Annotated in this window: 21 protein-coding genes and 1 riboswitch; all 21 genes read left to right on the top strand. The window is 69.0% G+C overall.

Annotated features, from left to right (window positions below; genetic code table 11):
• Positions 1–413: 413 nt before the first annotated feature.
• The 21 genes from mihF to tpiA all read left to right on the top strand — a co-directional run bounded on the left by mihF (position 414) and on the right by tpiA (position 22,351).
• Positions 414–728 (top strand): integration host factor, actinobacterial type, encoded by a 315-nt coding sequence (gene mihF, locus QSJ19_RS18360; RefSeq protein WP_012834141.1) that lies wholly within the window; start codon positions 414–416, stop codon positions 726–728.
• 40 nt (positions 729–768) lie between these two features.
• Positions 769–1,413: a guanylate kinase gene (gene gmk, locus QSJ19_RS18355; RefSeq protein ID WP_286322407.1), complete on the top strand. Its 645-nt coding sequence runs from the start codon at positions 769–771 to the stop codon at positions 1,411–1,413.
• A 103-nt stretch (positions 1,414–1,516) separates the two neighbouring features.
• Entirely contained in the window at positions 1,517–1,816 is a 300-nt protein-coding gene (gene rpoZ, locus QSJ19_RS18350; protein WP_187582302.1) for a DNA-directed RNA polymerase subunit omega, read from the top strand.
• Positions 1,817–1,833: 17 nt separating this feature from the next.
• The gene (gene coaBC / locus QSJ19_RS18345) at positions 1,834–3,111 is read left to right on the top strand and encodes a bifunctional phosphopantothenoylcysteine decarboxylase/phosphopantothenate--cysteine ligase CoaBC (RefSeq protein WP_286322406.1); all 1,278 of its coding nucleotides are present in this window, start codon (positions 1,834–1,836) and stop codon (positions 3,109–3,111) included.
• A 178-nt stretch (positions 3,112–3,289) separates the two neighbouring features.
• Positions 3,290–4,501, top strand: a complete 1,212-nt coding sequence (metK, locus tag QSJ19_RS18340) for a methionine adenosyltransferase (protein ID WP_286322405.1) — start codon at positions 3,290–3,292, stop codon at positions 4,499–4,501.
• 85 nt (positions 4,502–4,586) lie between these two features.
• Positions 4,587–6,527 carry a primosomal protein N' gene (locus QSJ19_RS18335; protein WP_286322481.1) on the top strand — a complete coding sequence of 647 codons (1,941 nt, stop codon included), beginning with the start codon at positions 4,587–4,589 and terminating at the stop codon, positions 6,525–6,527.
• Between the two features lie 34 nt (positions 6,528–6,561).
• On the top strand, positions 6,562–7,518 hold the full coding sequence (gene fmt / locus QSJ19_RS18330; protein ID WP_286322404.1) for a methionyl-tRNA formyltransferase: 957 nt from the start codon (positions 6,562–6,564) through the stop codon (positions 7,516–7,518).
• Positions 7,515–8,876, top strand: coding sequence for an RsmB/NOP family class I SAM-dependent RNA methyltransferase (locus QSJ19_RS18325; RefSeq protein ID WP_286322403.1), 1,362 nt, complete (start codon positions 7,515–7,517; stop codon positions 8,874–8,876). Before fmt ends, QSJ19_RS18325 begins: the two co-directional genes overlap by 4 nt.
• A gap of 53 nt (positions 8,877–8,929) precedes the next feature.
• The gene (gene rpe / locus QSJ19_RS18320; RefSeq protein WP_286322480.1) at positions 8,930–9,607 is read left to right on the top strand and encodes a ribulose-phosphate 3-epimerase; all 678 of its coding nucleotides are present in this window, start codon (positions 8,930–8,932) and stop codon (positions 9,605–9,607) included.
• 40 nt (positions 9,608–9,647) lie between these two features.
• Positions 9,648–10,628, top strand: a complete 981-nt coding sequence (gene ribD / locus QSJ19_RS18315; RefSeq protein WP_286322479.1) for a bifunctional diaminohydroxyphosphoribosylaminopyrimidine deaminase/5-amino-6-(5-phosphoribosylamino)uracil reductase RibD — start codon at positions 9,648–9,650, stop codon at positions 10,626–10,628.
• 91 nt (positions 10,629–10,719) lie between these two features.
• A riboswitch (FMN riboswitch) is annotated at positions 10,720–10,878 on the top strand.
• A 69-nt stretch (positions 10,879–10,947) separates the two neighbouring features.
• Positions 10,948–11,619: a riboflavin synthase gene (locus QSJ19_RS18310; protein WP_286322402.1), complete on the top strand. Its 672-nt coding sequence runs from the start codon at positions 10,948–10,950 to the stop codon at positions 11,617–11,619.
• Positions 11,620–11,660: 41 nt separating this feature from the next.
• Positions 11,661–12,959, top strand: a complete 1,299-nt coding sequence (locus QSJ19_RS18305) for a bifunctional 3,4-dihydroxy-2-butanone-4-phosphate synthase/GTP cyclohydrolase II (protein ID WP_286322478.1) — start codon at positions 11,661–11,663, stop codon at positions 12,957–12,959.
• Positions 12,956–13,441, top strand: coding sequence for a 6,7-dimethyl-8-ribityllumazine synthase (gene ribH / locus QSJ19_RS18300; RefSeq protein WP_286322401.1), 486 nt, complete (start codon positions 12,956–12,958; stop codon positions 13,439–13,441). The genes QSJ19_RS18305 and ribH overlap by 4 nt, the downstream gene beginning before the upstream one ends.
• 47 nt (positions 13,442–13,488) lie before the next feature.
• The gene (locus QSJ19_RS18295; protein ID WP_286322477.1) at positions 13,489–13,893 is read left to right on the top strand and encodes a PH domain-containing protein; all 405 of its coding nucleotides are present in this window, start codon (positions 13,489–13,491) and stop codon (positions 13,891–13,893) included.
• Between the two features lie 36 nt (positions 13,894–13,929).
• Positions 13,930–15,951 carry an excinuclease ABC subunit UvrC gene (uvrC, locus tag QSJ19_RS18290; protein ID WP_286322400.1) on the top strand — a complete coding sequence of 674 codons (2,022 nt, stop codon included), beginning with the start codon at positions 13,930–13,932 and terminating at the stop codon, positions 15,949–15,951.
• 10 nt (positions 15,952–15,961) lie between these two features.
• Entirely contained in the window at positions 15,962–16,873 is a 912-nt protein-coding gene (gene rapZ / locus QSJ19_RS18285) for an RNase adapter RapZ (RefSeq protein WP_286322476.1), read from the top strand.
• Between the two features lie 98 nt (positions 16,874–16,971).
• The gene (locus QSJ19_RS18280; protein ID WP_502876241.1) at positions 16,972–17,961 is read left to right on the top strand and encodes a gluconeogenesis factor YvcK family protein; all 990 of its coding nucleotides are present in this window, start codon (positions 16,972–16,974) and stop codon (positions 17,959–17,961) included.
• 206 nt (positions 17,962–18,167) lie between these two features.
• Positions 18,168–19,145, top strand: a complete 978-nt coding sequence (gene whiA, locus QSJ19_RS18275) for a DNA-binding protein WhiA (protein ID WP_286322475.1) — start codon at positions 18,168–18,170, stop codon at positions 19,143–19,145.
• Between the two features lie 159 nt (positions 19,146–19,304).
• Positions 19,305–20,321, top strand: coding sequence for a type I glyceraldehyde-3-phosphate dehydrogenase (gene gap / locus QSJ19_RS18270; RefSeq protein WP_286322398.1), 1,017 nt, complete (start codon positions 19,305–19,307; stop codon positions 20,319–20,321).
• Between the two features lie 33 nt (positions 20,322–20,354).
• Complete coding sequence (locus QSJ19_RS18265; RefSeq protein ID WP_286322397.1) at positions 20,355–21,566, top strand: phosphoglycerate kinase; 1,212 nt, start codon at positions 20,355–20,357, stop codon at positions 21,564–21,566.
• Positions 21,563–22,351, top strand: a complete 789-nt coding sequence (gene tpiA, locus QSJ19_RS18260; RefSeq protein ID WP_286322474.1) for a triose-phosphate isomerase — start codon at positions 21,563–21,565, stop codon at positions 22,349–22,351. Before QSJ19_RS18265 ends, tpiA begins: the two co-directional genes overlap by 4 nt.
• The last annotated feature ends 129 nt before the right edge of the window (positions 22,352–22,480 follow it).

Raw genomic sequence — 22,480 nt, 5'->3', positions numbered from 1 at the left:
CCGATCGCAGGGAAATTCCTGGTCACCACTCCTGTCACACGCGTATCAGTGCAGGCAGGGGGCGATTTGCCGCCGGTATCCGGCGTGCGGCTGACCGTGCTGGGTAGCGTCATCGATGACCTGCGGTTTTCCGCCGAACGCCGTCGTCAGGGCGTCGCGATGCCCGATGTCGGGTCGATGGTCTACGGTTCAGGGACGCCGGACGCTACAGCACCGGATCCACCCGGGTTTTCCGGGGGTGGCACTCGCAAATGCCTGCTCACGTGGGTACGGTCGCTTTCGCCGCACATTGCGCGGCGGAGGCATGATCGCTCATCGCGATCGCCGCGGTCGCGCCGGCGACCAACCGCCACCAGACGCCGTCAGGCGACTGGTGACAGTCCAACCGAAGACACGAAAGACGGAGGAACCCCGTGGCCCTTCCCCAGTTGACAGACGAGCAGCGCGCTGCCGCGTTGGAGAAGGCAGCTGCCGCTCGGCGGGCCCGCGCCGAGCTCAAGGAGCGCCTGAAGCGCGGCGGCACCGACCTCAAGCAGGTCCTCAAGGATGCCGAGAACGACGAGATCCTGGGCAAGATGAAGGTCTCCGCACTGCTCGAGGCCCTGCCCAAGGTCGGCAAGGTCAAGGCGCAGGAGATCATGACCGAGCTGGAGATCGCCCCGACCCGCCGTCTGCGCGGTCTCGGCGACCGTCAGCGCAAGGCTCTGCTCGAGAAGTTCAGCTCCTGATCGAGCAGGACACCAGCGTGACAACGGCACAGGTTCGGCGGTGACAACGCCGCCGCAGCAGCCGCGATCCACACGCACGAGGGGCCGACTGATCGTTCTGGTCGGCCCCTCGGCCGTGGGGAAATCCACTGTGGTCGCCAAGGTGCGGGAACTCGTCCCGCAGATGCACTTCAGCGTGTCGGCGACGACACGATCACCGCGGCCGGGTGAGATCGACGGCCGCGACTATCACTTCGTGAGCCCCGACGAGTTCGACCAGATGATCGCCGACGACCAGCTCCTCGAGTGGGCCGAGATCCACGGGGGGCTACAGCGCTCGGGCACCCCGCTCGCACCCGTCGTCGAGGCCCTCGAGCAGGGCAGGCCCGTTCTCGTCGAGGTGGACCTGGTCGGTGCCCGCAACGTCGTGCGACGTCTGCCGGAGGCGATCAGCGTGTTCCTGGCGCCACCGAGCTGGGACGAACTGGTCGCCCGGCTGACCGGTCGTGGCACCGAGACCGCCGATGCGGTGGCCCGACGACTCGACACCGCGCGGACCGAGATGGCCGCCCAACACGAGTTCGACCACGTGCTGGTCAACCACGAAGTCGACCAGGTGGCCTCCGAGTTGGTATCCTTGCTGGTCGGGTCCGATGAATCGTCCTCGCAGCCGACGGCCACCCGACAGTCGACCTCAGACGTCTAGACCTTGTCGTCAGGGAAGACCGATGTCCTGCGCTTTCGCAGGCCGTCACCGAGCACAGCCACCAGGGCACAGCACAGAGCAGCACAGCGATGCAGGAGTTTGCGTGAGCACCCAGACCAATTTCGACGTGACCGAGATCGCCGACGCACCGGCCTATGAGACCCCGCTGGGAATCACGAATCCGCCGATCGACGACCTCCTCGAGCGTGCGTCGTCGAAGTACGCGCTGGTCATCTACGCGGCCAAGCGCGCGCGCCAGATCAACGACTACTACAACCAGCTCGGCGACGGCATCCTCGAGTACGTCGGCCCGCTCGTCGAGCCGGGGCTGCAGGAGAAGCCGCTGTCGATCGCGATGCGCGAGATCCACTCCGACCTCCTCGAGCACACCGAAGGCGAATAGAACCGCGGGCGCGGGGCATGGCGACAGCGGGAACGAGTACACCGGGCACGCACCGCCGCCGGATCCTCGTGGGTGTCGGTGGCGGCATAGCGGCCTACAAGGTCTGCTCCGTGATCCGGCACTTCACCGAGGCCGGGCACGACGTCCGGGTGGTCCCCACGAGATCGGCCCTGAAGTTCATCGGCGCGGCGACCTTCGAGGCGCTGTCGGGCAATCCGGTCAGTACCGAGGTCTTCGATGACGTCGACCAGGTCGCACACGTCCGTCTCGGTCAGGGGGCCGACCTCGTCGTCATCGCACCGGCCACCGCCGACCTGATGGCGCGTGCTGCGTCCGGCCGCGCCGATGACCTGTTGACCGCGTCCCTGCTGACCGTCCGATGTCCCGTCCTGTTCGTGCCGGCGATGCACACCGAGATGTGGGAGCACCCCGCAACGCAGGCCAACGTGACGACCTTGCGGGAGCACGGCTCCACTGTGATGACACCGGCATCGGGTCGGCTGACCGGCACAGACAGCGGTCCGGGCCGGCTGCCCGATCCGCAGGAGATCGCCATGATCGGCGAACTGCTGCTCGAACGCGCCGACGCCCTGCCCTATGACCTGTCCGGACGTCGGGTCGTGGTCAGCGCGGGCGGCACCCGCGAACCACTCGACCCGGTCCGTTATCTCGGCAACCACAGTTCCGGCAAACAGGGCTTCGCGCTCGCCCGCGCGGCGGCTCAGCGCGGTGCCACCGTCACCGTCGTCGCCGGGTCCACTGCCGACCCGGGCGATCCGGCCGGCGTCGACATCGTCCGCGTGGCCAGCGCCCAGGAATTGTCCGACGAGATGACCAAACGCGCTGCCGAGGCGGACGTCGTCATCATGGCGGCCGCCGTCGCCGACTTCCGACCCATCTCGGTCGCGGAGTCGAAGATCAAGAAGGGCGAGGCCGGTCCCGCCCCCATCGAACTCACCACCAATCCCGACATCCTCCGCGGTCTCGTGGAGAGCCGCGAGGCCGGACGCATCCCCCGCGACACCGTCATCGTCGGGTTCGCCGCGGAGACCGGGGACGAGCGCGGCGGCGTCCTCGACCACGGTCGCGCCAAGCTGCGCCGCAAGGGGTGCGATCTGCTTGTCGTGAACGCCGTCGGCGACGGCAAGGCGTTCGGCACCGAGGACAACACCGGCTGGCTGCTCTCCGCCACGGGCACCGAGACGGCACTGCCGCTCGGCTCGAAAACGCTCATGTCGAGCAGAATCCTTGACGAAGTCCGCGCGCTGGTGCCAGATGAACGGGTCGCCGACTGACCACACACCGCGGGTCGGCGGCGCAACGGCCCGCGTCCGCATCGTCGGGGGCGGTGTGTACTTTGGAACGCGTTCACCGGGGGCGATCCCGGGGTGCGAGACAATCCACCACCAGAGACAATCAACGGCACACGCTGCCACCGCCCGCACGGGCCCGGAAAGAGCCTGAGAGGATCAGATGTCCACCTCTGCGTCACGCCTGTTCACCAGCGAATCCGTCACCGAGGGACACCCCGACAAGATCTGTGACGCGATCAGTGACTCGATCCTCGACGCGATGCTCGCCGATGACCCGAAGGCCCGCGTGGCCGTGGAGACCCTCGTGACGACCGGGCAGGTCCACGTCGCCGGTGAGGTCACCACCACCGCCTACGTCGACATCCCCGGCATCGTCCGCGCCAAGATCCTCGACATCGGCTACGACTCGTCGACCAAGGGCTTCGACGGCGCATCGTGCGGCGTCAACGTGGCGATCGGAGCGCAGTCGCCCGACATCGCCGGCGGCGTGTTCACCTCCCACGAGAGCCGCAGCGGCATCTCCGAGGACGAGATCGACAGCCAGGGCGCCGGCGACCAGGGCCTCATGTTCGGATACGCGACAGACGAGACCCCGGAGCTCATGCCGGTCCCGATCGCCCTGGCGCACCGCCTGTCTCGCCGCCTCACCGAGGTCCGCAAGTCCGGCGTCCTGCCGTACCTGCGTCCCGACGGCAAGACGCAGGTCACCATCGAGTACGACGGCGACAAGCCGGTCCGGCTCGACACCGTCGTCGTCTCCACCCAGCATGCCGCCGACATCGACCTCGACAACATGCTCACCCCCGACATCCGGAGCAAGGTGCTGGAGTCGGTGCTGGCCGAGTTGTCGCTGCCCACCCTGGACACGTCCGATGTGCGCCTGCTCGTGAACCCGACCGGCAAGTTCGTCCTCGGCGGCCCGATGGGCGATGCAGGTCTGACCGGCCGCAAGATCATCGTCGACACCTACGGCGGCATGGCCCGCCACGGTGGTGGCGCGTTCTCCGGCAAGGACCCGTCGAAGGTCGACCGCAGCGCGGCCTACGCGATGCGCTGGGTGGCGAAGAACGCGGTGGCCGCGGGACTGGCCGGCCGGATCGAGGTCCAGGTCGCCTACGCGATCGGCAAGGCCGCCCCGGTCGGTCTGTTCGTCGAGACGTTCGGAACCGAGCGTGTCGACCCTGCGGTCATCGAGAAGGTGATCTCGGAGGAGTTCGACCTGCGCCCACTGGCCATCATCCGCGACCTCGACCTCCTGCGGCCGATCTACGGTCCGACCGCTGCGTACGGTCACTTCGGCCGCACCGACGTCGATCTCCCATGGGAGCGCACCGACCGCGCCGAGAAGCTGCGGGCGGCTGCAGGTCTCTGATCTGCCCGAGCCGACCACCGCTGTGTCCCCCGGGGCTGGTTCCCGTGTGCGTGCGCCGCAGCTCCCCATCGGCAAGGTGCTGCCGATGCTCGGACTGGCGCATCTCGATCGGCCCTTCGATTACCTGATCGACAGCGGTCAGGACGAGGCCGCCGTACCGGGAGTCCGTGTCCGCGTGCGGTTCTCCGGCCGCCTGGTCGACGGGTTCCTGCTCGACCGTGTCCAGGAGAGTGATCACGCCGGGAAGCTCGGCTGGCTCGAACGCGTCGTCTCACCGGAACCCGTCCTCGGCCCGGACCTCGCGGCGCTCTGCCGTGCGGTCGCCGATCGTTACGCCGGCACGATGTCGGATGTCATCCGTCTGGCCGTACCGCCCCGGCATGCGCGCACCGAGAAGGAGCCCCCGCCAGACCGCGACACCACCGAGTCCCCGTCGCCGGATCTGTCCGCGTGGCAGGCGTATCCGGCCTCGGACTCGTTCTTGACGTCGCTGCGGACGGGTCAGCCGCGCGCGGTCTGGCAGGCGACGGCGGGGGAGGATTGGCCCGCGCGGCTGGCCGAACTCGCCGCCACCACGGCTGCTGCCGGGCGCGGATCGATCATCGTGGTCCCGGATCAGCGTGATCTCGATCGCCTCGAACGGGCCTGTGCGCCGCTGCTGGGCGACCGGTGCGTCACCCTCGCCGCCGGACTCGGGCCCACCGCTCGCTACCGACGATGGCTGGCCGCACGCCGGGGCGCCGCCGACGTCGTGCTCGGCACCCGCAGCGCTGTCTTCGCGCCGGTCAACGACCTCGGTCTCATCGTGGTGTGGGACGACGGTGACGACAGCCTGAACGAACCGCGGGCGCCCTATCCGCATCCCCGCGAGGTCGCGGTCCTGCGCTCCCACCTGCAACGCAGCGGTCTCGTGATAGGCGGATTCGCCCGGACGACGGAAGCGCACTCGCTCGTCACCGCCGGGTGGGCCCACGACCTGGTCGCCGCCCGCACGACGGTGCGTGCACGCACCGCGCGCGTGGTCGGGCTCAGTGCCGAGGACCGGCGTGTGGCCGGGGACCCGCTGGCCCGATCCGCTCGGATACCCGGCATCGCCTTCGCGGCCGCGCGGTCGGCGGTGGCTGCGGACACGCCGGTGCTGTTCAGCGTGCCGCGACGCGGCTACATCCCGTCGGTGGCCTGCTCGCGATGTCGAGCCCACGCCCGGTGCCGGGCCTGCCACGGTCCGCTGCAGCTCGATTCCGCCGGTGCGTTGTCGTGCCGATGGTGCGCCCGCCCCGAGACGTCGTTTCGCTGTGCCGAGTGCGGGGGGACCGAGGTCCGTGCGCTCACGACCGGTGCCCGCCGCACCGCCGAGGAACTCGGCCGGGCGTTCGCCGGGGTCCCCATCACCACGTCGGGTGGCTCCACCATCGTCGACGAGATCGAACCCGGCGCACGGGTGGTCGTCGCGACACCGGGTGCCGAGCCACTCGCGCCGGGCGGCTACGGTGCGGCCGTCGTACTCGACACGTGGGCCCAGCTCGATCGCGCCGATCTGCGCGCCGGGGAGGACGCGGTCCGACGATGGATGGCCGTCGGATCCCTGGTACGACCGCACGCCGACGGCGGCGCCCTGGTCATCGTCGCTGACGCCGGACTACTGCCGGTGCAGGCGGTGATCCGCTGGGACCCGGTGGCTTTCGCCGATCAGGAGCTCGCCGAACGGGCACAGCTGGCGTTCCCGCCGGCCGTCACGATGGCATCGGTCGACGGGGCGCCCGCCACGATCACTCACTTCGTGGACGCGGTCGAGCTGCCCGCCGGCGGGGAGAAGCTGGGTCCGGTCCCGTTGCCGCCCGGTGTCCGTCCGCCTGCCGGTTCCGGCGACGCGTTCGGCGACGACGTCGAACGCGTGTTGCTGCGGGTCGACCGCCGCGACGGCCGGAAGCTGGCCGCGGCACTGGTCGCCGCCCAGATCGGTCGCACGACGCATCGCGAGACCGGGCCGATCCGGGTACAGGTGGATCCACCTACGATCGGATGACACGGACAACCGTCGTCCGGGACGAAAGGGTCGCATGAGGGTCGTATTCGCCGGAACCCCGGAGGTCGCGGTGCCGTCGCTGCAGCTGTTGCTGTCGTCTCCACAGCACGACGTCGTCGGGGTCATCTCCCGTCCGGACGTCGCAGCGGGACGTGGGCGGTCGCTGGTCCGCTCGCCGGTCGCGGCCCTCGCCGACGAACACGAGATCGAGGTCATCACCCCGCGCCGACTCTCCGATCCCGGTGTTCTCGACCGGTTGCGGTCGTGGCGCGCGGACTGTGGCGCGGTGGTCGCCTACGGCGGGCTCGTCCCGCCGGGTCTGCTGGACCTGCCCACCCATGGCTGGATCAATCTGCACTTCTCGGTGCTACCGGCCTGGCGAGGCGCCGCCCCGGTGCAGCACGCTATCGCCGCCGGTGACGAGATCACCGGCGCCAGTACGTTCCGGCTGGAGGAGGGACTCGACACCGGGCCGGTCTATGGCGTGATCACCGAGACCATCGGCCCGGGTGACACCAGCGGTGACCTGCTGGCCAGGCTGTCCGACACAGGCGCGCACCTGCTGGTGTCGACCCTCGACGGACTCGAGTCGGGAGATCTGACACCAGTCGCCCAGACCACACACGGTGTCAGTCACGCACCGAAGATCGACGTCGATGAGGCCCGAATCCGGTGGGATCTGCCCGCCCACATCGTCGATCGCCGGGTCCGGGCGCACACCCCGGCGCCCGGAGCGTGGACGACGTTGGACGGGGCCCGCATCAAGGTCGGTCCGGTCACGCCGCTCGCCGGCGACGACCCGCCGGCCGGTGCCGGGTCGGCGGATGTCCGGGCACCGGGCTCCCTCACGGTCGCGAAGAAGTCGGTCGACGTGGTCACCGCCACCCGCCCGGTCCGATTGTCGTGGGTGCAGCCACCCGGCAAGAAGGCGATGCCGGCCGCCGACTGGGCGCGCGGAGCCCGCCTGACCGACGGGACGGTGCTCAGGTGAAACGTTCGTCGAAGACCCGCGACAAGGCCGTCGACGCCGCTCGCGCCGCCGCGCGGGACACGCTGCGCGCCGTGCGTGAACGCGACGCCTACGCGAACCTGGTGCTGCCGAAGATGTTGCGGGACCGGGGAATCACCGGACGCGACGCCGCATTGGCGACCGAGCTGGCCTACGGTACCGCGCGAGCACAGGGATTGCTGGACGCGGTGATCTCGGCGGCGGCCCAGCGGCCCATCGACGAGATCGACGGCGCCGTCCTCGACGTCCTGCGACTCGGTACCTATCAATTGCTGCGCACCCGCATCGGCGCGCACGCCGCGGTCTCCACCTCGGTCGATCTCATCCGTTCCGAGATGGGCATGGGACCGGCAGGATTCGTGAACGCGGTGCTGCGCAAGGTCTCCCAGCGCGACGAAGACCTGTGGATCGACGAACTCGCGCCGCCGATGGCCGAGGACCTGATCGGCAACCTGGCGTTCCGCTACGCACATCCGCGATGGATCGCCGAGGTGTTCGCCGATGCCCTCGGTGGATCCGCCGGCGCGCTGCAGGCCGCGCTCGCCGCCGACGACGAGCGACCCCCGGTCCATCTCGTGGCACGCCCGGGACTGATCACCGCCGAGGAACTCGCGCTGTCGTGTGGCGGTGACGTCGGCCGCTATTCGCCCTATTGCGTCTACCTGCCGGGCGGGGATCCGGGCGACCTCGCCGCGATCCGCGACGGGTATGCCGGCGTCCAGGACGAGGGCAGCCAGTTGGTCGGCCGCGCGCTGACCGTCGCCGATGTGGGTGACGACGGCGGCCGGTGGCTGGACATGTGTGCCGGACCGGGGGGCAAGGCCGCGCTGGTCGCGGCGATCGCCGACATCGACGGCGCACACCTCGACGCCGTCGAGGTCTCCGATCACCGGGCCGAGCTCATCCGGAAGGTCGTGCGGGATCTGCCCGTCGACGTGCTCGTCGCCGACGCTCGATCGGCTGGTCTGGAACCCGGCTACGACCGCATCCTGCTCGATGCTCCCTGCAGCGGACTGGGTTCCCTGCGGCGTCGGCCCGAGGCGCGGTGGCGGCGTGATGCCGGCGACGTGGCCGACCTCGTCGTCCTGCAACGCGAATTACTCACGGAGGCACTGCGACTGGTCCGGCCGGGCGGCGTGGTCATCTACTCGACGTGCTCGCCGCATCCGGCCGAGACCACCGGCGTCGTCGCCGAGGTGCTGGCCGCACATCCGGACTGCGAGCAGATCGACGCGCGAGGTCTCGTCCCCGCAGACGATGTCGGCGACGGTCCGCACGTCCAGCTCTGGCCGCATGTGCACGGCACCGATGCGATGTTCCTGGCGGCCCTGCGGCGCTGAGTGGCCTGCCGCGGGCCCTACAATCTGTGGTCATGCATGCCCCCGGTGCCCCGATGATCGCCCCGTCCATCCTCGCCGCGGACTTCGCCAACCTCGCCGCAGAGGCGCGGGCCGTCGCGGGCCCCGGGGTCGACCGCGCCGACTGGCTGCACGTGGACGTCATGGACGCGCACTTCGTGCCCAACCTGACACTCGGCCTGCCGGTCGTGGAGAGCCTGCTCAAGGCCACCGACATCCCGATCGACTGTCACCTCATGATCGAGGATCCGGGTCGTTGGGCTCCGCCCTACGCCGAGGCCGGGGCCTACAACGTCACGTTCCATGCCGAGGCCACCGACGATCCGACCGCCGTTGCGCGCGACATCAGGGCGGCCGGGTCCAAGGCCGGACTCAGCATCAAGCCGGGTACCCCTCTTGATCCGTACCTCGAGATCCTGCGTGACTTCGACACCCTGCTGATCATGAGTGTCGAACCCGGGTTCGGTGGTCAGAAGTTCATGCCGGAGGTGCTGGCGAAGGCACGAGCCATCCGGACGGTGATCGACAACGATGATCTGCGGCTGCTGGTCGAGATCGACGGCGGCATCAACGCCGACACGATCGAGGAGGCGGCCGAGGCGGGTATCGATTGCTTCGTGGCCGGCTCGGCGGTGTACGGCGCCGAGGACCCGGGTGCGGCCGTCGCGGCCCTGCGTGATCAGGCCGCGGCGGCACGCGCGACCGCCGGCTGAGATCGTGTCCGACGACCGGGCGCCAGACATCGTGCGGGCGATGCACCTGGCGATCGACGAGTCCCGGCACGCCCAGGGGATCAGTTCACCGAATCCGCCGGTCGGTGCAATCATCCTGGCCGCCGACGGCACGATCGTGGGTCGCGGCCACACCCAGCCGCCCGGGGGTCCGCACGCCGAGGTGATCGCGATCATCGATGCCGGACCCGCGACCCGCGGCGCGACAGCCGTGGTGACGCTCGAGCCCTGCGACCACACCGGTCGCACCGGCCCGTGCAGCACGGCCCTGATCGACGCCGGCATCGCGGAAGTGCACTACGCGTCGGACGATCCGAACCCCGCCGCGGCCGGGGGCGCGCAGACGTTGCGCGACGCCGGGGTGGTCGTCGTCGGGGGAGTCGAGTCGGCGGCCGCCGAGGCCGGCCCGCTGCGGGCCTGGCTGTTCCGGCAACGACACGGTCGACCGTTCGTCACCGCGAAACTCGCCGCGACAGTCGACGGGCGGATCGCGGCGCCGGACGGGACGAGTCAGTGGATCACCGGTGTCCCCGCGCGGCGACGCGCCCACCGACAACGCGGCGCACTCGACGCGATCGTCGTCGGGACCGGGACGGTGATCCGCGACGACCCCGCGCTCACGGCCCGGTACGACGACGGCACGTTACGTCCGCACCAGCCGACCCGCGTGGTGATGGGTCTGCGCGACATCCCCTCCGGCGCACGGGTCACCGACGATTCCGCCCCGCTGCGGCATGTTCGCACGCACGACCCGACACAGGTCCTCGACGCCCTCGGCGATGCCCTGTGGGTGCTGGTGGAGGGGGGCCCGGGGATCGTCGGCGCGTTCCTGGACGCCGGTCTCGTCGACGAGGTCGAGGCCTACGTGGCGCCGGTGGTGCTCGGTGCAGGGGCGTCCTCTGTCGACATCGGCGGGGTGCACACGCTGACCGATGCCCGTCGGTTCTCGCTCACCGCGGTCGAAACGCTCGGCGACGACGTGTTGCTGCGTCTGTCCCGCTGACCGGCCCGCCAGGTGCGGCCAGTGACCCAACTCTCATCGCTGAGGACGGCACCCGATGCCGCGACGTGTGCGGGCGTGCTAATTTCGATGGCAGAGTTCTCGGGGCGGGGTGTAATTCCCCACCGGCGGTGATGGTGTTCTCACGACCTGTGAGAGCGTCGAGCCCGCGAGCGCCTGCCTCCCGGCAGGGACAGCAGATCCGGTGTGAATCCGGAGCCGACGGTCATAGTCCGGATGTGAGAGAACCGGGCACCACCGACGGGCGCCCATGTCCCTCACATCGCTGCATGCACCGAGCCAGTGGTGAGGAGAGCGCACCGTGTTCACCGGGATCGTCGAGGAGCTCGGCACGATCGTCCGCCGGGACGATCTGTCCGATGCGGCCCGTCTGACCGTCCGTGGCCCCCTGGTCACCAGTGATGCGAGATTCGGCGACTCGATCGCCGTCAACGGCGTGTGTTTGACCGTCGTGGAGCAGGGCCCCGACGAGTTCACCGTCGACGTGATGGCCGAGACCCTCCGACGAAGCTCTCTCGCCGACCTCACCGCGGGCAGCGCCGTGAACCTCGAACGCGCAATGGCCGCGGGCGGGCGGTTCGGCGGACACATCGTGCAGGGTCATGTGGACGGCGTCGGTCGGGTCGTGTCGATCACACACTCTGAGCACTGGACGGTCGTACGGATCGCGGTACCCGCGGATCTCGCCAGGTACATCGTCGAGAAGGGCTCGATCACCGTCGACGGCGTCTCCCTCACGGTCGCAGCACTCGGCGACGACGCGGACGGCACGTGGTTCGAGATCTCGCTGATCCCGACGACACTGCAGGAGACCAACCTCGGATCCACAATCGTGGGCAACCCGGTGAATCTCGAGGTCGACGTGATCGCCAAGTATGTCGAACGCCTCCATCCCGTTCTGCGGGATCGGGAGGGTGCGAGGGTGGCGGGCGCAGATGACGATGGCGTGCAGGGCACGTCGGAAGTGAAGTGAGGACGATGGCGGTGACGACGACGATGACAGGCGGTGGCGAGATGACCGGACCGGCGGAACCCACGGTGCGAGAGGACGTGCGCTTCGACTCGGTCGAGCGCGCAATCGCCGACATCGCGGCCGGCAAGGCGGTCGTGGTGGTCGACGACGAGGACCGCGAGAACGAGGGCGACCTCATCTTCGCGGCCGAGAAGGCGACCCCTGAGCTCGTGGCGTTCATGGTCCGCTACACCTCGGGCTATCTGTGTGTGCCGCTGGCGGGTGAGGACTGCGATCGGCTCGGTCTGCCGCCCATGTACTCGATGAACCAGGACAAGCACGGGACGGCCTACACCGTCACGGTCGACGCCCGCGAGGGCATCGGCACCGGGATCAGTGCCGCGGACCGCGCCACCACGATGCGCCTGCTCGCCGACCCGCAGAGCAGCGCCGTCGATTTCACGCGGCCCGGCCACGTGGTGCCGTTGCGTGCGAAGGAGGGTGGCGTGCTGCGGCGCCCCGGCCACACCGAGGCCGCGGTGGATCTGTCCCGGCTGGCCGGTCTGGCGCCTGCCGGGGTGATCTGCGAGATCGTCAGTCAGAAGGACGAGGGCTCGATGGCCCAGACCGACGAGCTGCGGGTGTTCGCCGACGATCACGACCTCGCGCTGATCTCGATCGCCGACCTCATCGCCTGGCGTCGACGGCACGAGAAGCACGTCGTCCGCGTCGCCGAGGCGCGGATCCCGACGCGGCACGGCGATTTCCGGGCCGTCGGCTACTCGAGCATCTACGACGACGTCGAGCACGTCGCGCTCGTCAAGGGTGATCTCAGCGGCCCCGACGGTGCGGGCCACGACGTGCTGGTCCGGGTGCACTCGGAGTGTCTCACCGGAGACGTCTTCGGGTCACTGCGATGCGACTGCGGACCGCAGCTGGACGCCGCGATGGAGATGGTGGCCGCCGAGGGACGCGGGGTCGTGCTCTACATGCGCGGGCACGAGGGCCGCGGGATCGGGCTGCTGCACAAGCTGCAGGCCTACCAGCTCCAGGATTCGGGCTCCGACACCGTCGACGCCAACCTGCAACTCGGACTGCCGGCGGATTCGCGTGACTATGGAATCGGGGCGCAGATCCTCGTCGACCTGGGCGTGAGCTCGATGCGGTTGCTCACCAACAATCCGGCCAAGCGCGTCGGGCTCGACGGGTATGGGCTCCAGATCGTCGACCGTGTCCCGATGCCCATCCGGGCCAACGCCGAGAACCTGCGTTACCTGCGGACCAAGCGCGACCGGATGGGACACGACCTCATCGGCCTGGACGACTGGGCCGAGAGCGATCCGGAGGCCGGCCCGGCATGAGCGGACACGGCGAACCGGCCCTCGATCTCCAGGACGCCGGCGGGCTGCGCCTCGCGATCGTCTCGTCGCAGTGGCACACCACGATCTGCACCGCGTTGCTCGACGGCGCCGTCCGCGCGGCCCAGGCGAACGGCGTCACCGATCCGACGGTCGTGCACGTCGCCGGCGCGATCGAGTTGCCCGTCATCGTGCAGGCGCTCGCTCGCAATCATGACGCCGTGGTGGCGCTCGGGGTGGTGATCAAAGGGGAGACACCGCATTTCGAGTATGTCTGCGATGCCGTCACGGCCGGGCTCACCCGGGTCTCACTCGACGAGTCCACACCGGTCGGCAACGGGGTGCTCACCACTCTCACCGAGGAACAGGCACTCGCCCGTGCCGGGTTGCCGGACTCGAAGGAGGACAAGGGAGCGCAGGCGACGACGGCCGCGCTCGCGTCGGCGCTCACCCTGCGTGCGCTCGCGCGGGGCGAACTGCGGTGAGCGTCGACACCGCCGTGGAGTGGGATCTGGTCTACCGGCCCCGTCGTATGCCGCGGGTGGCGGTGGTGGCCGCGATCGTGGTGCTGGCGATCCATGTGACGTTCGGCGCGCTGCTGACGATCTCGGACACCGGTGCCCGCAACATCGGTCTGTCGGACCAGTTGGCGATCGGCCTGATCGGCGTCATCATCACCGGCGCCGTGTTGCTGCTCACGCGCGCCCGGTTGCGGGTCGGGCCGACCGGCGTGGGTGTGCGGAACCTGGTCGGCGAGCGGGTGTTCGAGTGGGACCGGGTCCAGGGCATGACCTACCCCGACAAGGGTTTCTCGGCGCGCCTGCTGCTGCCGGCCGACGAGCACGTCCCCGTCCTCGCGGTGCAGGCATGGGACTCCGATCGCGCCGTCGCGGCGATGACCGCGTTCCGCGAACTCGAGGAGCGCTACCGGCGGTGACCGCCGCTGTCCGGGGCCTCGACTAGCCTGGGATCCGTGGCAGACCCGACTACCTATCGTCCCGCCGCGGGCACGATCCCCACCGATCCAGGGGTCTACAAGTTCCGCGATGCGCACAGCCGGGTCATCTACGTCGGCAAGGCCAAGAACCTCCGGTCGCGGCTGACGTCGTACTTCGCCGACATCGCATCGTTGCACCCGCGGACCCGGCAGATGGTGACGACCGCGGCCGCGGTGGAGTGGACGGTGGTCGGGACCGAGGTCGAGGCCCTGCAACTCGAGTACAACTGGATCAAGGAATTCGATCCACGGTTCAACGTCCGCTACCGCGACGACAAGACCTACCCGGTCCTGGCGGTGACCCTCAACGAGGAGTACCCGCGGTTGTTCGTCTATCGCGGCCCCCGACGACGCGGCGTCCGCTACTTCGGCCCATACGCTCACGCCTGGGCCATTCGCGAGACGGTCGACCTGCTCACGCGGGTCTTTCCCGCACGGACCTGCTCGACCGGGGTGTTCAAACGACACCGCCAGATCGACCGGCCGTGTCTGCTCGGCTACATCGACAAATGTTCGGCACCGTGCGTCGGACGTGTGTCCGCCGACGAACACCGTGAGATCGTCGAGGATTTCTGCGACTTCCTGGCCGGCCGGACCGACCAGATGATCCGCAAACTCGAACGGGAAATGGTTTCGGCGGCAGATGATCTCGATTTCGAGCGGGCGGCCCGCCTGCGCGACGACGTGGGCGCCATGCGGCGCGCGATGGAAAAACAGGCGGTGGTCCTCGGCGACGGCACCGACGCCGATGTGGTGGCGATGGTCGGCGACGACCTCGAGGTGTCCGTCCAGGTGTTCCATGTGCGTGACGGGCGTGTGCGCGGTCAACGCGGCTGGGTCGTCGAGCGCTCGGACGACGGATCGATGGGGGACCAGGTGGCCCAGTTCGTCACCCAGTTCTACGGCGCCCAGGTCGATCTGGACTCCTCGGTGCAGGTCGACGACGGTCGGGTCCGGGGGGAGTCGATCCCGCGCGAGGTGCTCGTGCCGGAACTGCCCGACGATCACGAGGAACTGCAGCACTGGCTCTCCGACCTCCGGGGCAGCCGTGTCGCGGTGCGGGTGCCCCAGCGCGGGGACAAGAAGGCTCTCTTCGACACTGTGGCGCGCAACGCCTCCGAGTCGTTGGCGCAGCACAAGTTACGTCGCGCGGGCGATCTGACGACGCGGTCGGCAGCGCTCACCGAGTTGCACGAGACGCTCGGTCTGGATGCCGCGCCCCTGCGCATCGAGTGCATCGACATCTCGCATGTCCAGGGAACCGATGTCGTGGCGTCGCTGGTGGTGTTCGAGGACGGCCTGCCACGCAAATCCGACTACCGCCACTATGCGATTCGTGAGGCCGCGGGCGAGGGCCGGTCCGACGACGTGGCGTCCATCGGTGAGGTGACCCGCCGCCGATTCCTCCGCCACCGTCAGGACCAGGAGGCCACCGACCGCCCGCCGGTCGATCCGGACTCGGGGAGGCCGCGTAAGTTCGCTTATCCGCCAAACCTCTTCGTCGTCGACGGCGGGGCGCCGCAGGTACACGCCGCGGCGTCGGTGCTCGACGAACTCGGTGTCACCGACGTCGCCGTCATCGGTCTGGCCAAGCGTCTGGAGGAGGTGTGGGTGCCGGGCGACGACGAGCCGGTCATCCTGCCACGCACCAGCGAGGCCCTCTTCCTGCTGCAGCGCATCCGCGACGAGGCCCACCGCTTCGCGATCACCTTCCACCGCAGCAAACGCAGCAAGCGGATGACGGAGTCGGTGCTCGACGGCGTACCGGGCCTCGGCCGCACCCGGCGCACAGCGCTGGTCACCCACTTCGGTTCGGTCGCCCGGTTGCGCGAGGCCACCATCGAGGACATCTCCGGTGTCCCGGGCATCGGAATGGCGACGGCGCGCGCGGTCCGCGCGGCCCTGGCCGAGGATTCCGCCCCGGAACCCGCGGTTGCGGGATCGCCCGCCGAGGTGGAATCCTCCGATCGAGTGGAGGAGACAACCGGTGATCGATAGTCCCGATGCGATGCCCGGCGACGCCCCACCCGACGGGCGGTCGCCGCTGACCGTGTTGTTCGTCGCGGGGATGTCCGGGGCGGGCAGGTCGACGGCGGCCAACGTCCTGGAGGACGACGGCTGGTACGTCGCCGACAACGTCCCGCCGACACTCATCTCGACGATGACCGACCTCGTCCGGGAGAGCGACCCCGAGATCTCGCGGCTGGCCATGGTGATCCGCGCATCCGACGAGACCATCGGACGCCAGCTCGACGACGTCCGCAAGGCATTGGAGGCTTCCGGCGCGCGGACCAAGGTGCTGTTCCTCGATGCCAGCGACCACATCCTGGTCCGGCGCTTCGAGCAGGTCCGCCGACGACATCCGTTGCAGGGCGGCGAGACCCTCGTCGACGGGATCGCACGGGAACGGGCGATCCTCGCACCGATCAAGAGTGCGGCCGACCTCGTCGTCGAGACGTCCGCGCTGACCGCCGCGAAACTCCGGGAGGTCGTCGAGGGCGTCTATCCGCACGAGACGGACAACCGGCTGAGTGTCGCCGTGCAGTCGTTCGGGTTCAAATACGGACTGCCGATCGACTCCGATCTGGTGGCCGACGTCCGCTTCCTGCCGAATCCCCACTGGGTGCCCGAGTTGCGCGAGCAGAACGGTCGCGACGCCCCCGTCCGCGACTACGTTCTCGGGCAGGACGGGGCGACGCGCCTCGTCGAGCTGTATCTCGATCTCGTCGACCTGGTGTCGACGGGATATCTCCGGGAAGGTAAGCGGTACATGACGATCAGCATCGGCTGCACCGGCGGGAAACATCGCAGCGTCGCGATCTCCGAGGAGATCGGACGCCGGCTGCGCACACAGACCTCGTCCGACGGCACCCCCCGATTCGATGTGCGGGTCATCCACCGAGACCTGGGGCGCGAGTGACCGCGGGGGCAGCGGCCGGCGACGGGGTGCCGGGCGAGCGGCCGGCACGCATCGTCGCGCTCGGTGGCGGTCACGGCCTGTACGCGACGCTCACCGCGATGCGGTACCTGAGCCCGGACATCACCGCGGTGGTCACCGTCGCCGACGACGGCGGGTCGTCGGGTCGTCTCCGCGCGGAACTCGGCGTCATCCCTCCTGGAGATCTGCGGATGGCGTTGTCCGCGTTGATGTCCGCGCCGACCGCACTCGAGGAGCGGGCGGAGCGGACGCAGGGACGCCTCGACGACTCACGGCACGAGCTGTGGACCGACACGTTCCAGCATCGCTTCGGTGGTCGCGGTGCCCTGGCGGGCCACCCCATCGGCAACCTGCTCCTCGCCGGCCTCACCGAGGTGACGGGGAGCCCGGTGGCGGCACTCGACGAGCTGATCGACGTGTTCGACATCGACGGACGCGTTCTGCCGATGTCGACGACGCCCCTGGAGATCGAGGCGGACGTGTCCGGCCTCGAGAGCGATCCCCGGATCAGTCGGTGCATCCGCGGTCAGGTGGCCGTGGCGACGACACCCGGAAAGGTCCGTCGGGTGCGTCTGCTCCCGACGGATCCGCCGGCATGTGTGGAGGCGATCGAGGCGATCGGCTCGGCGGACCTGGTGGTCCTGGGCCCGGGCTCGTGGTTCTCCAGCGTCATCCCGCACGTCCTGGTGCCCGCCCAACTGAATGCGTTGCGCGAGACGGACGCCCGCAAGATGCTGTTCGTCAACCTGGCTCCCGAGCCCGGTGAGACGACCGGGTTCTCGGTGGAGCGCCATCTCCACGTCCTGCACGCGCACGCCGATGTCCTCCGGGTGGATGACATCGTCGTCGACGCGGCGTCCGTACCGGCCGGGCGTGAGCGGGATCACCTGATCCGGGCGGCTGCGCTCTTCGGCGCACAACTGCATGTGGGCGACCTCGCGGTTCCCGGGCGGCACGTCCATGACCCGCAGAAAGTCGCCACCCTGGTGAACGAACTGTGCGAAGGTGAATTGAGTGGATACGCTGTCCGAGCGCAAGAATCTCCGGTGAGTCGTGAGCACCACGGGTAACACGATGACGACGACATGGGAATGACGCGGCAACACATGAGCACGGTCGAGGATCGTGCTGCGCCTGCGGCTCGTGGCGACCGGTCTGGTCGAGATGGGCCGGATCGTGATCGGTGGTGACGCGGAGACATGGGGACCCGCTCCTGGTGAGCCATGGCGCGACCCAGGACAGGAGGACCGTGACAGGAGGACAGGGACCGGTGGCGATGACCGCGGCGGTGAAGGATGAGCTCTCGCGGCTGACCGTGACCCAGGTGAGTTGCCGCAAGGCCGAGGTGTCGGCCCTGCTGCGGTTCGCCGGCGGACTGCACATCGTGGCAGGCCGTGTGGTCGTCGAGGCCGAGGTGGACATGGGGAACGTCGCGCGTCGGTTGCGTCGCGAGATCTTCGATCTGTACGGCTACGGCTCGGACGTCCACGTCCTGCGCAGCGGTGGCATCCGCAAGGGTGCGCGCTACATCGTCCGGGTCACCAAGGACGGCGAGGGTCTCGCCCGGCAGACCGGACTTCTCGACCTCCGCGGCCGACCCGTGCGCGGTCTGCCCGCACAGGTCGTCGGCGGCAGCGTTGCCGATGCGGAAGCCGCTTGGCGCGGTGCGTTTCTCGCGCACGGGTCACTCACCGAGCCCGGCCGCTCGTCGGCCCTCGAGGTCAGTTGCCCCGGACCGGAGGCGGCGCTCGCGCTCGTCGGTGCTGCCCGTCGCCTCGGGGTCTCGGCGAAGGCGCGCGAGGTCCGCGGCGCCGACCGCGTCGTCATCCGCGACGGCGAGGCCATCGGCGCGCTGCTGACGAGGATGGGAGCCCATGACACCCGGCTCGTCTGGGAGGAACGGCGGATGCGTCGCGAGGTGCGGGCGACCGCCAACCGGCTGGCCAACTTCGACGACGCCAACCTGCGTCGGTCCGCGCGTGCTGCCGTCGCCGCAGCAGCACGGGTGGAGCGCGCGCTGGACATCCTCGGCGACGAGGTGCCCGATCACCTCGTGGCCGCGGGGCAACTCCGGATCACCCATCGCCAGGCATCGCTCGAGGAACTCGGCCAACTCGCCGATCCGCCGATGACCAAGGACGCCGTCGCGGGTCGTATCCGTCGGCTCCTGTCGATGGCGGACAAGAAGGCCCGGACCGACGGCATCCCGGACACGGAATCGGCGGTCACCTCCGACCTACTCGACGAGGCGTGAGACCTGCGCGTGCAGCGCAGACCGGAAACGCACCCTTTGGATGCCCTTCCGGGGTCCTCCTACTAGGCTGAAGTGGGCCGTGGGCTCGTCCACGACCGTGGACGTGCCACGTTCGGCGGCCGCAGGCCTTGATGATGAATACCGCTAAGGAGCACAACAGTGACTGTTCGCGTAGGCGTTAACGGATTCGGCCGGATCGGCCGCAACTTCTTCCGCGCCATCGAAGCACAAAAGGCTTTGGGAACCACCGACATCGAGATCGTCGCCGTCAATGACCTGACCGACAATGCGACTCTCGCGCACCTGCTCAAGTTCGACTCGATCCTCGGCCGACTGCCGCAGGACGTCAGCCTCGACGGCGACTACATCGTCGTCGGCGACCAGCGGATCAAGGCCCTCGAGGTCAAGGAGGGTCCGGCCGCACTGCCGTGGGGAGACCTCGGCGTCGACGTGGTCGTCGAGTCGACCGGCATCTTCACCGCCCGCGCCAAGGCCCAGGGCCACCTCGACGCCGGCGCCAAGAAGGTGATCATCTCCGCGCCCGCGTCCGACGAGGACATCACGATCGTGATGGGCGTCAACGACGACAAGTACGACGGCAGCCAGAACATCATCTCCAACGCTTCGTGCACCACCAACTGCCTCGGCCCGTTCGCGAAGGTCCTCAATGACGAGTTCGGCATCGTCTCGGGTCTCATGACCACCGTGCACGCCTACACCCAGGACCAGAACCTACAGGACGGCCCACACAAGGATCTGCGTCGCGCCCGCGCCGCCGCCATCAACGTGGTCCCGACCTCCACCGGTGCGGCCAAGGCCATCGGCCTCGTGCTCCCGGAGCTGAAGGGCAAGCTCGACGGTTACGCACTGCGCGTGCCGATCCCGACGGGCTCGGTCACCGACCTGACCGCGATCCTCGACAAGACCGCCACCGCAGACGAGATCAACGCCGCGATGAAGGCCGCCGCCGACGGTCCACTCAAGGGCATCCTCAAGTACTACGACGCCCCGATCGTCTCCAGTGACATCGTCACCGACCCGCATTCGTCGCTGTTCGACGCCGGGCTGACGAAGGTCATCGGCAACCAGGTCAAGGCCGTCTCCTGGTACGACAACGAGTGGGGTTACTCCAACCGTCTCGTCGACCTGACCGGCCTCGTCGGCAAGTCGCTCTGATCGAATCCCCGAACCGCTAGGAGCAACGCCATCATGGGCGTACCCACACTGAAAGACCTTCTCGCCGAAGGAGTTTCGGGGCGGGGAGTGCTGGTCCGGTCGGATTTCAACGTTCCGCTCGACGGATCGACGATCACCGACCCGGGCCGCATCCTGGCCTCCGTACCGACCCTGTCGGCCCTGATCGAGGCGGGCGCGAAGGTGATCATCACCGCGCACCTCGGACGTCCGAAGGGCGAACCGGATCCGAAGTTCTCACTGGCGCCGGTGGCGGCGCGACTGGGCGAGGAACTCGGTCGCAACGTCCAACTCGCCGGGGATGTCGTCGGGAGCGACGCCCTCGCTCGGGCGGAGGGCCTCACCGATGGCGACGTGCTCCTGCTGGAGAACGTTCGCTTCGACCCCCGCGAGACCTCCAAGGACGACGCCGAGCGCGAGTCGCTCGCCGCGGCGCTCGTCGAACTCGTGGGGGAGGACGGGGCCTTCGTCTCCGACGGCTTCGGTGTGGTGCACCGCAAGCAGGCGTCGGTGTACGACGTCGCCAAGCTGCTGCCGCACTTCGCCGGCACCCTGGTCGAGGCCGAGGTGGACGTGTTGTCCAAACTCACCCACGAGGTGTCGCGGCCCTACGCGGTGGTGCTCGGCGGCTCCAAGGTGTCGGACAAGCTCGGCGTGATCGAGGCGCTGGCACCGAAGGTCGACACCCTGGTGATCGGTGGCGGTATGGCGTTCACCTTCCTTGCTGCACAAGGGCATTCGGTGGGGACGTCGTTACTGCAGGAAGGCCAGATCGACGTGTGCAAGAACCTGCTCGAGCAATTCGGGGACGTGATCCGGCTGCCGGTCGACGTCGTCGTGGCCGATGCGTTCGCCGCGGACGCCGAGGCGAAGACCGTTCCGGTCGACGAGATCCCGGACGGCTGGATGGGTCTGGACATCGGTCCGGAGTCGGTCAAGCGGTTCGCCGCGGTGCTCTCTGGCGCAGAGACCATCTTCTGGAACGGCCCGTCGGGTGTCTTCGAGTTCGAGAAGTTCTCCGCGGGCACCCGTGGGGTCGCCGAGGCCATCGCGGCCACCACCAAGGGCGGTGCCTTCACGGTGGTCGGCGGCGGCGATTCGGCCGCCGCGGTGCGTACTCTGGGAATTCCGGATTCCGATTTCTCGCACATCTCGACCGGCGGCGGCGCGTCGCTGGAGTATCTCGAGGGCAAGGAATTGCCCGGACTGAAAGTGCTGGAGAGCTGATGGCGCGCAAACCGCTGATCGCGGGCAACTGGAAGATGAACCTGAATCATCTGGAGGCGATCGCGCTCGTCCAGAAGATCGCGTTCGCGTTGCCGGCGAAGTACTTCGACAAGGTCGATGTCACGGTCATCCCGCCGTTCACCGACATCCGGAGCGTGCAGACCGTCGTCGACGGCGACAAGCTACTGCTCACCTACGGTGCGCAGGACGTGTCGGCCCACGACTCGGGCGCGTACACCGGGGAGATCAGCGGTGCGTTCCTGGCCAAGCTGGGATGCACCTACGTGGTCGTCGGACATTCGGAGCGCCGCACCATGCACGGTGAGACCGACGAGGTCGTGCTCGCCAAGACCAAGGCGGCACTGAAGCACGGTCTGACACCGATCGTGTGCATCGGCGAGGGACTCGACATCCGCGAGGCCGGGGAACACGTCGATCACAACGTCACCCAGCTGAAGGGCTCCCTCGCAGGTCTGTCGGCTGAGGAGATCGGCAAGGTCGTCATCGCGTACGAACCGGTGTGGGCCATCGGCACCGGCCGGGTGGCGAGCGCTGCTGACGCCCAGGAGGTGTGTTCGGCGGTCCGCGGCGCGATCGGGGAGATTGCCGACGCGGCGACCGCGGCGTCGGTACGTGTTCTGTACGGCGGATCGGTGAACGCCAAGAACGTCGGCGACATCGTCGGACAGACTGACGTCGACGGCGCGCTCGTGGGTGGGGCCTCACTGAAGTCCGACGAGTTCGCGAGCCTGTCGGCCATCGCGGCCGGCGGCCCCCTCCCGTGACGATTCACCCGGCTCCCTGAGCCTGGTCGAAGAACGCGTAGACTGTGGCAGGTTGTGCCCGAGGCGGTAGTCGTCCAGACGCCCCGTAGCGGCATGACCTGCCACAGTTGCATGCACCGACGAACAGGA

The sequence above is a fragment of the Gordonia sp. ABSL11-1 genome, from assembly GCF_030315685.1.
Lineage (GTDB): Bacteria > Actinomycetota > Actinomycetes > Mycobacteriales > Mycobacteriaceae > Gordonia.
The sequence above is the reverse complement of the archived record's forward strand: the minus strand, read 5'-3'. Positions and strand labels throughout refer to the sequence as shown.

What these genes read in the sequence shown, in the direction of transcription:
- ribD (WP_286322479.1), top strand. Translation starts at nt 9,648, where the DNA reads ATGCACCTGGCGATCGACGAGTCCCGGCACGCCCAGGGGATCAGTTCA.
- metK (WP_286322405.1), top strand. Translation starts at nt 3,290, where the DNA reads ATGTCCACCTCTGCGTCACGCCTGTTCACCAGCGAATCCGTCACCGAG.
- QSJ19_RS18265 (WP_286322397.1), top strand. Translation starts at nt 20,355, where the DNA reads ATGGGCGTACCCACACTGAAAGACCTTCTCGCCGAAGGAGTTTCGGGG.
- QSJ19_RS18295 (WP_286322477.1), top strand. Translation starts at nt 13,489, where the DNA reads ATGCCGCGGGTGGCGGTGGTGGCCGCGATCGTGGTGCTGGCGATCCAT.
- QSJ19_RS18305 (WP_286322478.1), top strand. Translation starts at nt 11,661, where the DNA reads ATGACCGGACCGGCGGAACCCACGGTGCGAGAGGACGTGCGCTTCGAC.
- coaBC (WP_286322406.1), top strand. Translation starts at nt 1,834, where the DNA reads ATGGCGACAGCGGGAACGAGTACACCGGGCACGCACCGCCGCCGGATC.
- whiA (WP_286322475.1), top strand. Translation starts at nt 18,168, where the DNA reads ATGACCGCGGCGGTGAAGGATGAGCTCTCGCGGCTGACCGTGACCCAG.
- fmt (WP_286322404.1), top strand. Translation starts at nt 6,562, where the DNA reads ATGAGGGTCGTATTCGCCGGAACCCCGGAGGTCGCGGTGCCGTCGCTG.
- QSJ19_RS18335 (WP_286322481.1), top strand. Translation starts at nt 4,587, where the DNA reads ATGCTCGGACTGGCGCATCTCGATCGGCCCTTCGATTACCTGATCGAC.
- rapZ (WP_286322476.1), top strand. Translation starts at nt 15,962, where the DNA reads ATGCCCGGCGACGCCCCACCCGACGGGCGGTCGCCGCTGACCGTGTTG.
- rpe (WP_286322480.1), top strand. Translation starts at nt 8,930, where the DNA reads ATGATCGCCCCGTCCATCCTCGCCGCGGACTTCGCCAACCTCGCCGCA.
- ribH (WP_286322401.1), top strand. Translation starts at nt 12,956, where the DNA reads ATGAGCGGACACGGCGAACCGGCCCTCGATCTCCAGGACGCCGGCGGG.
- QSJ19_RS18280 (WP_502876241.1), top strand. Translation starts at nt 16,972, where the DNA reads ATGCGGTACCTGAGCCCGGACATCACCGCGGTGGTCACCGTCGCCGAC.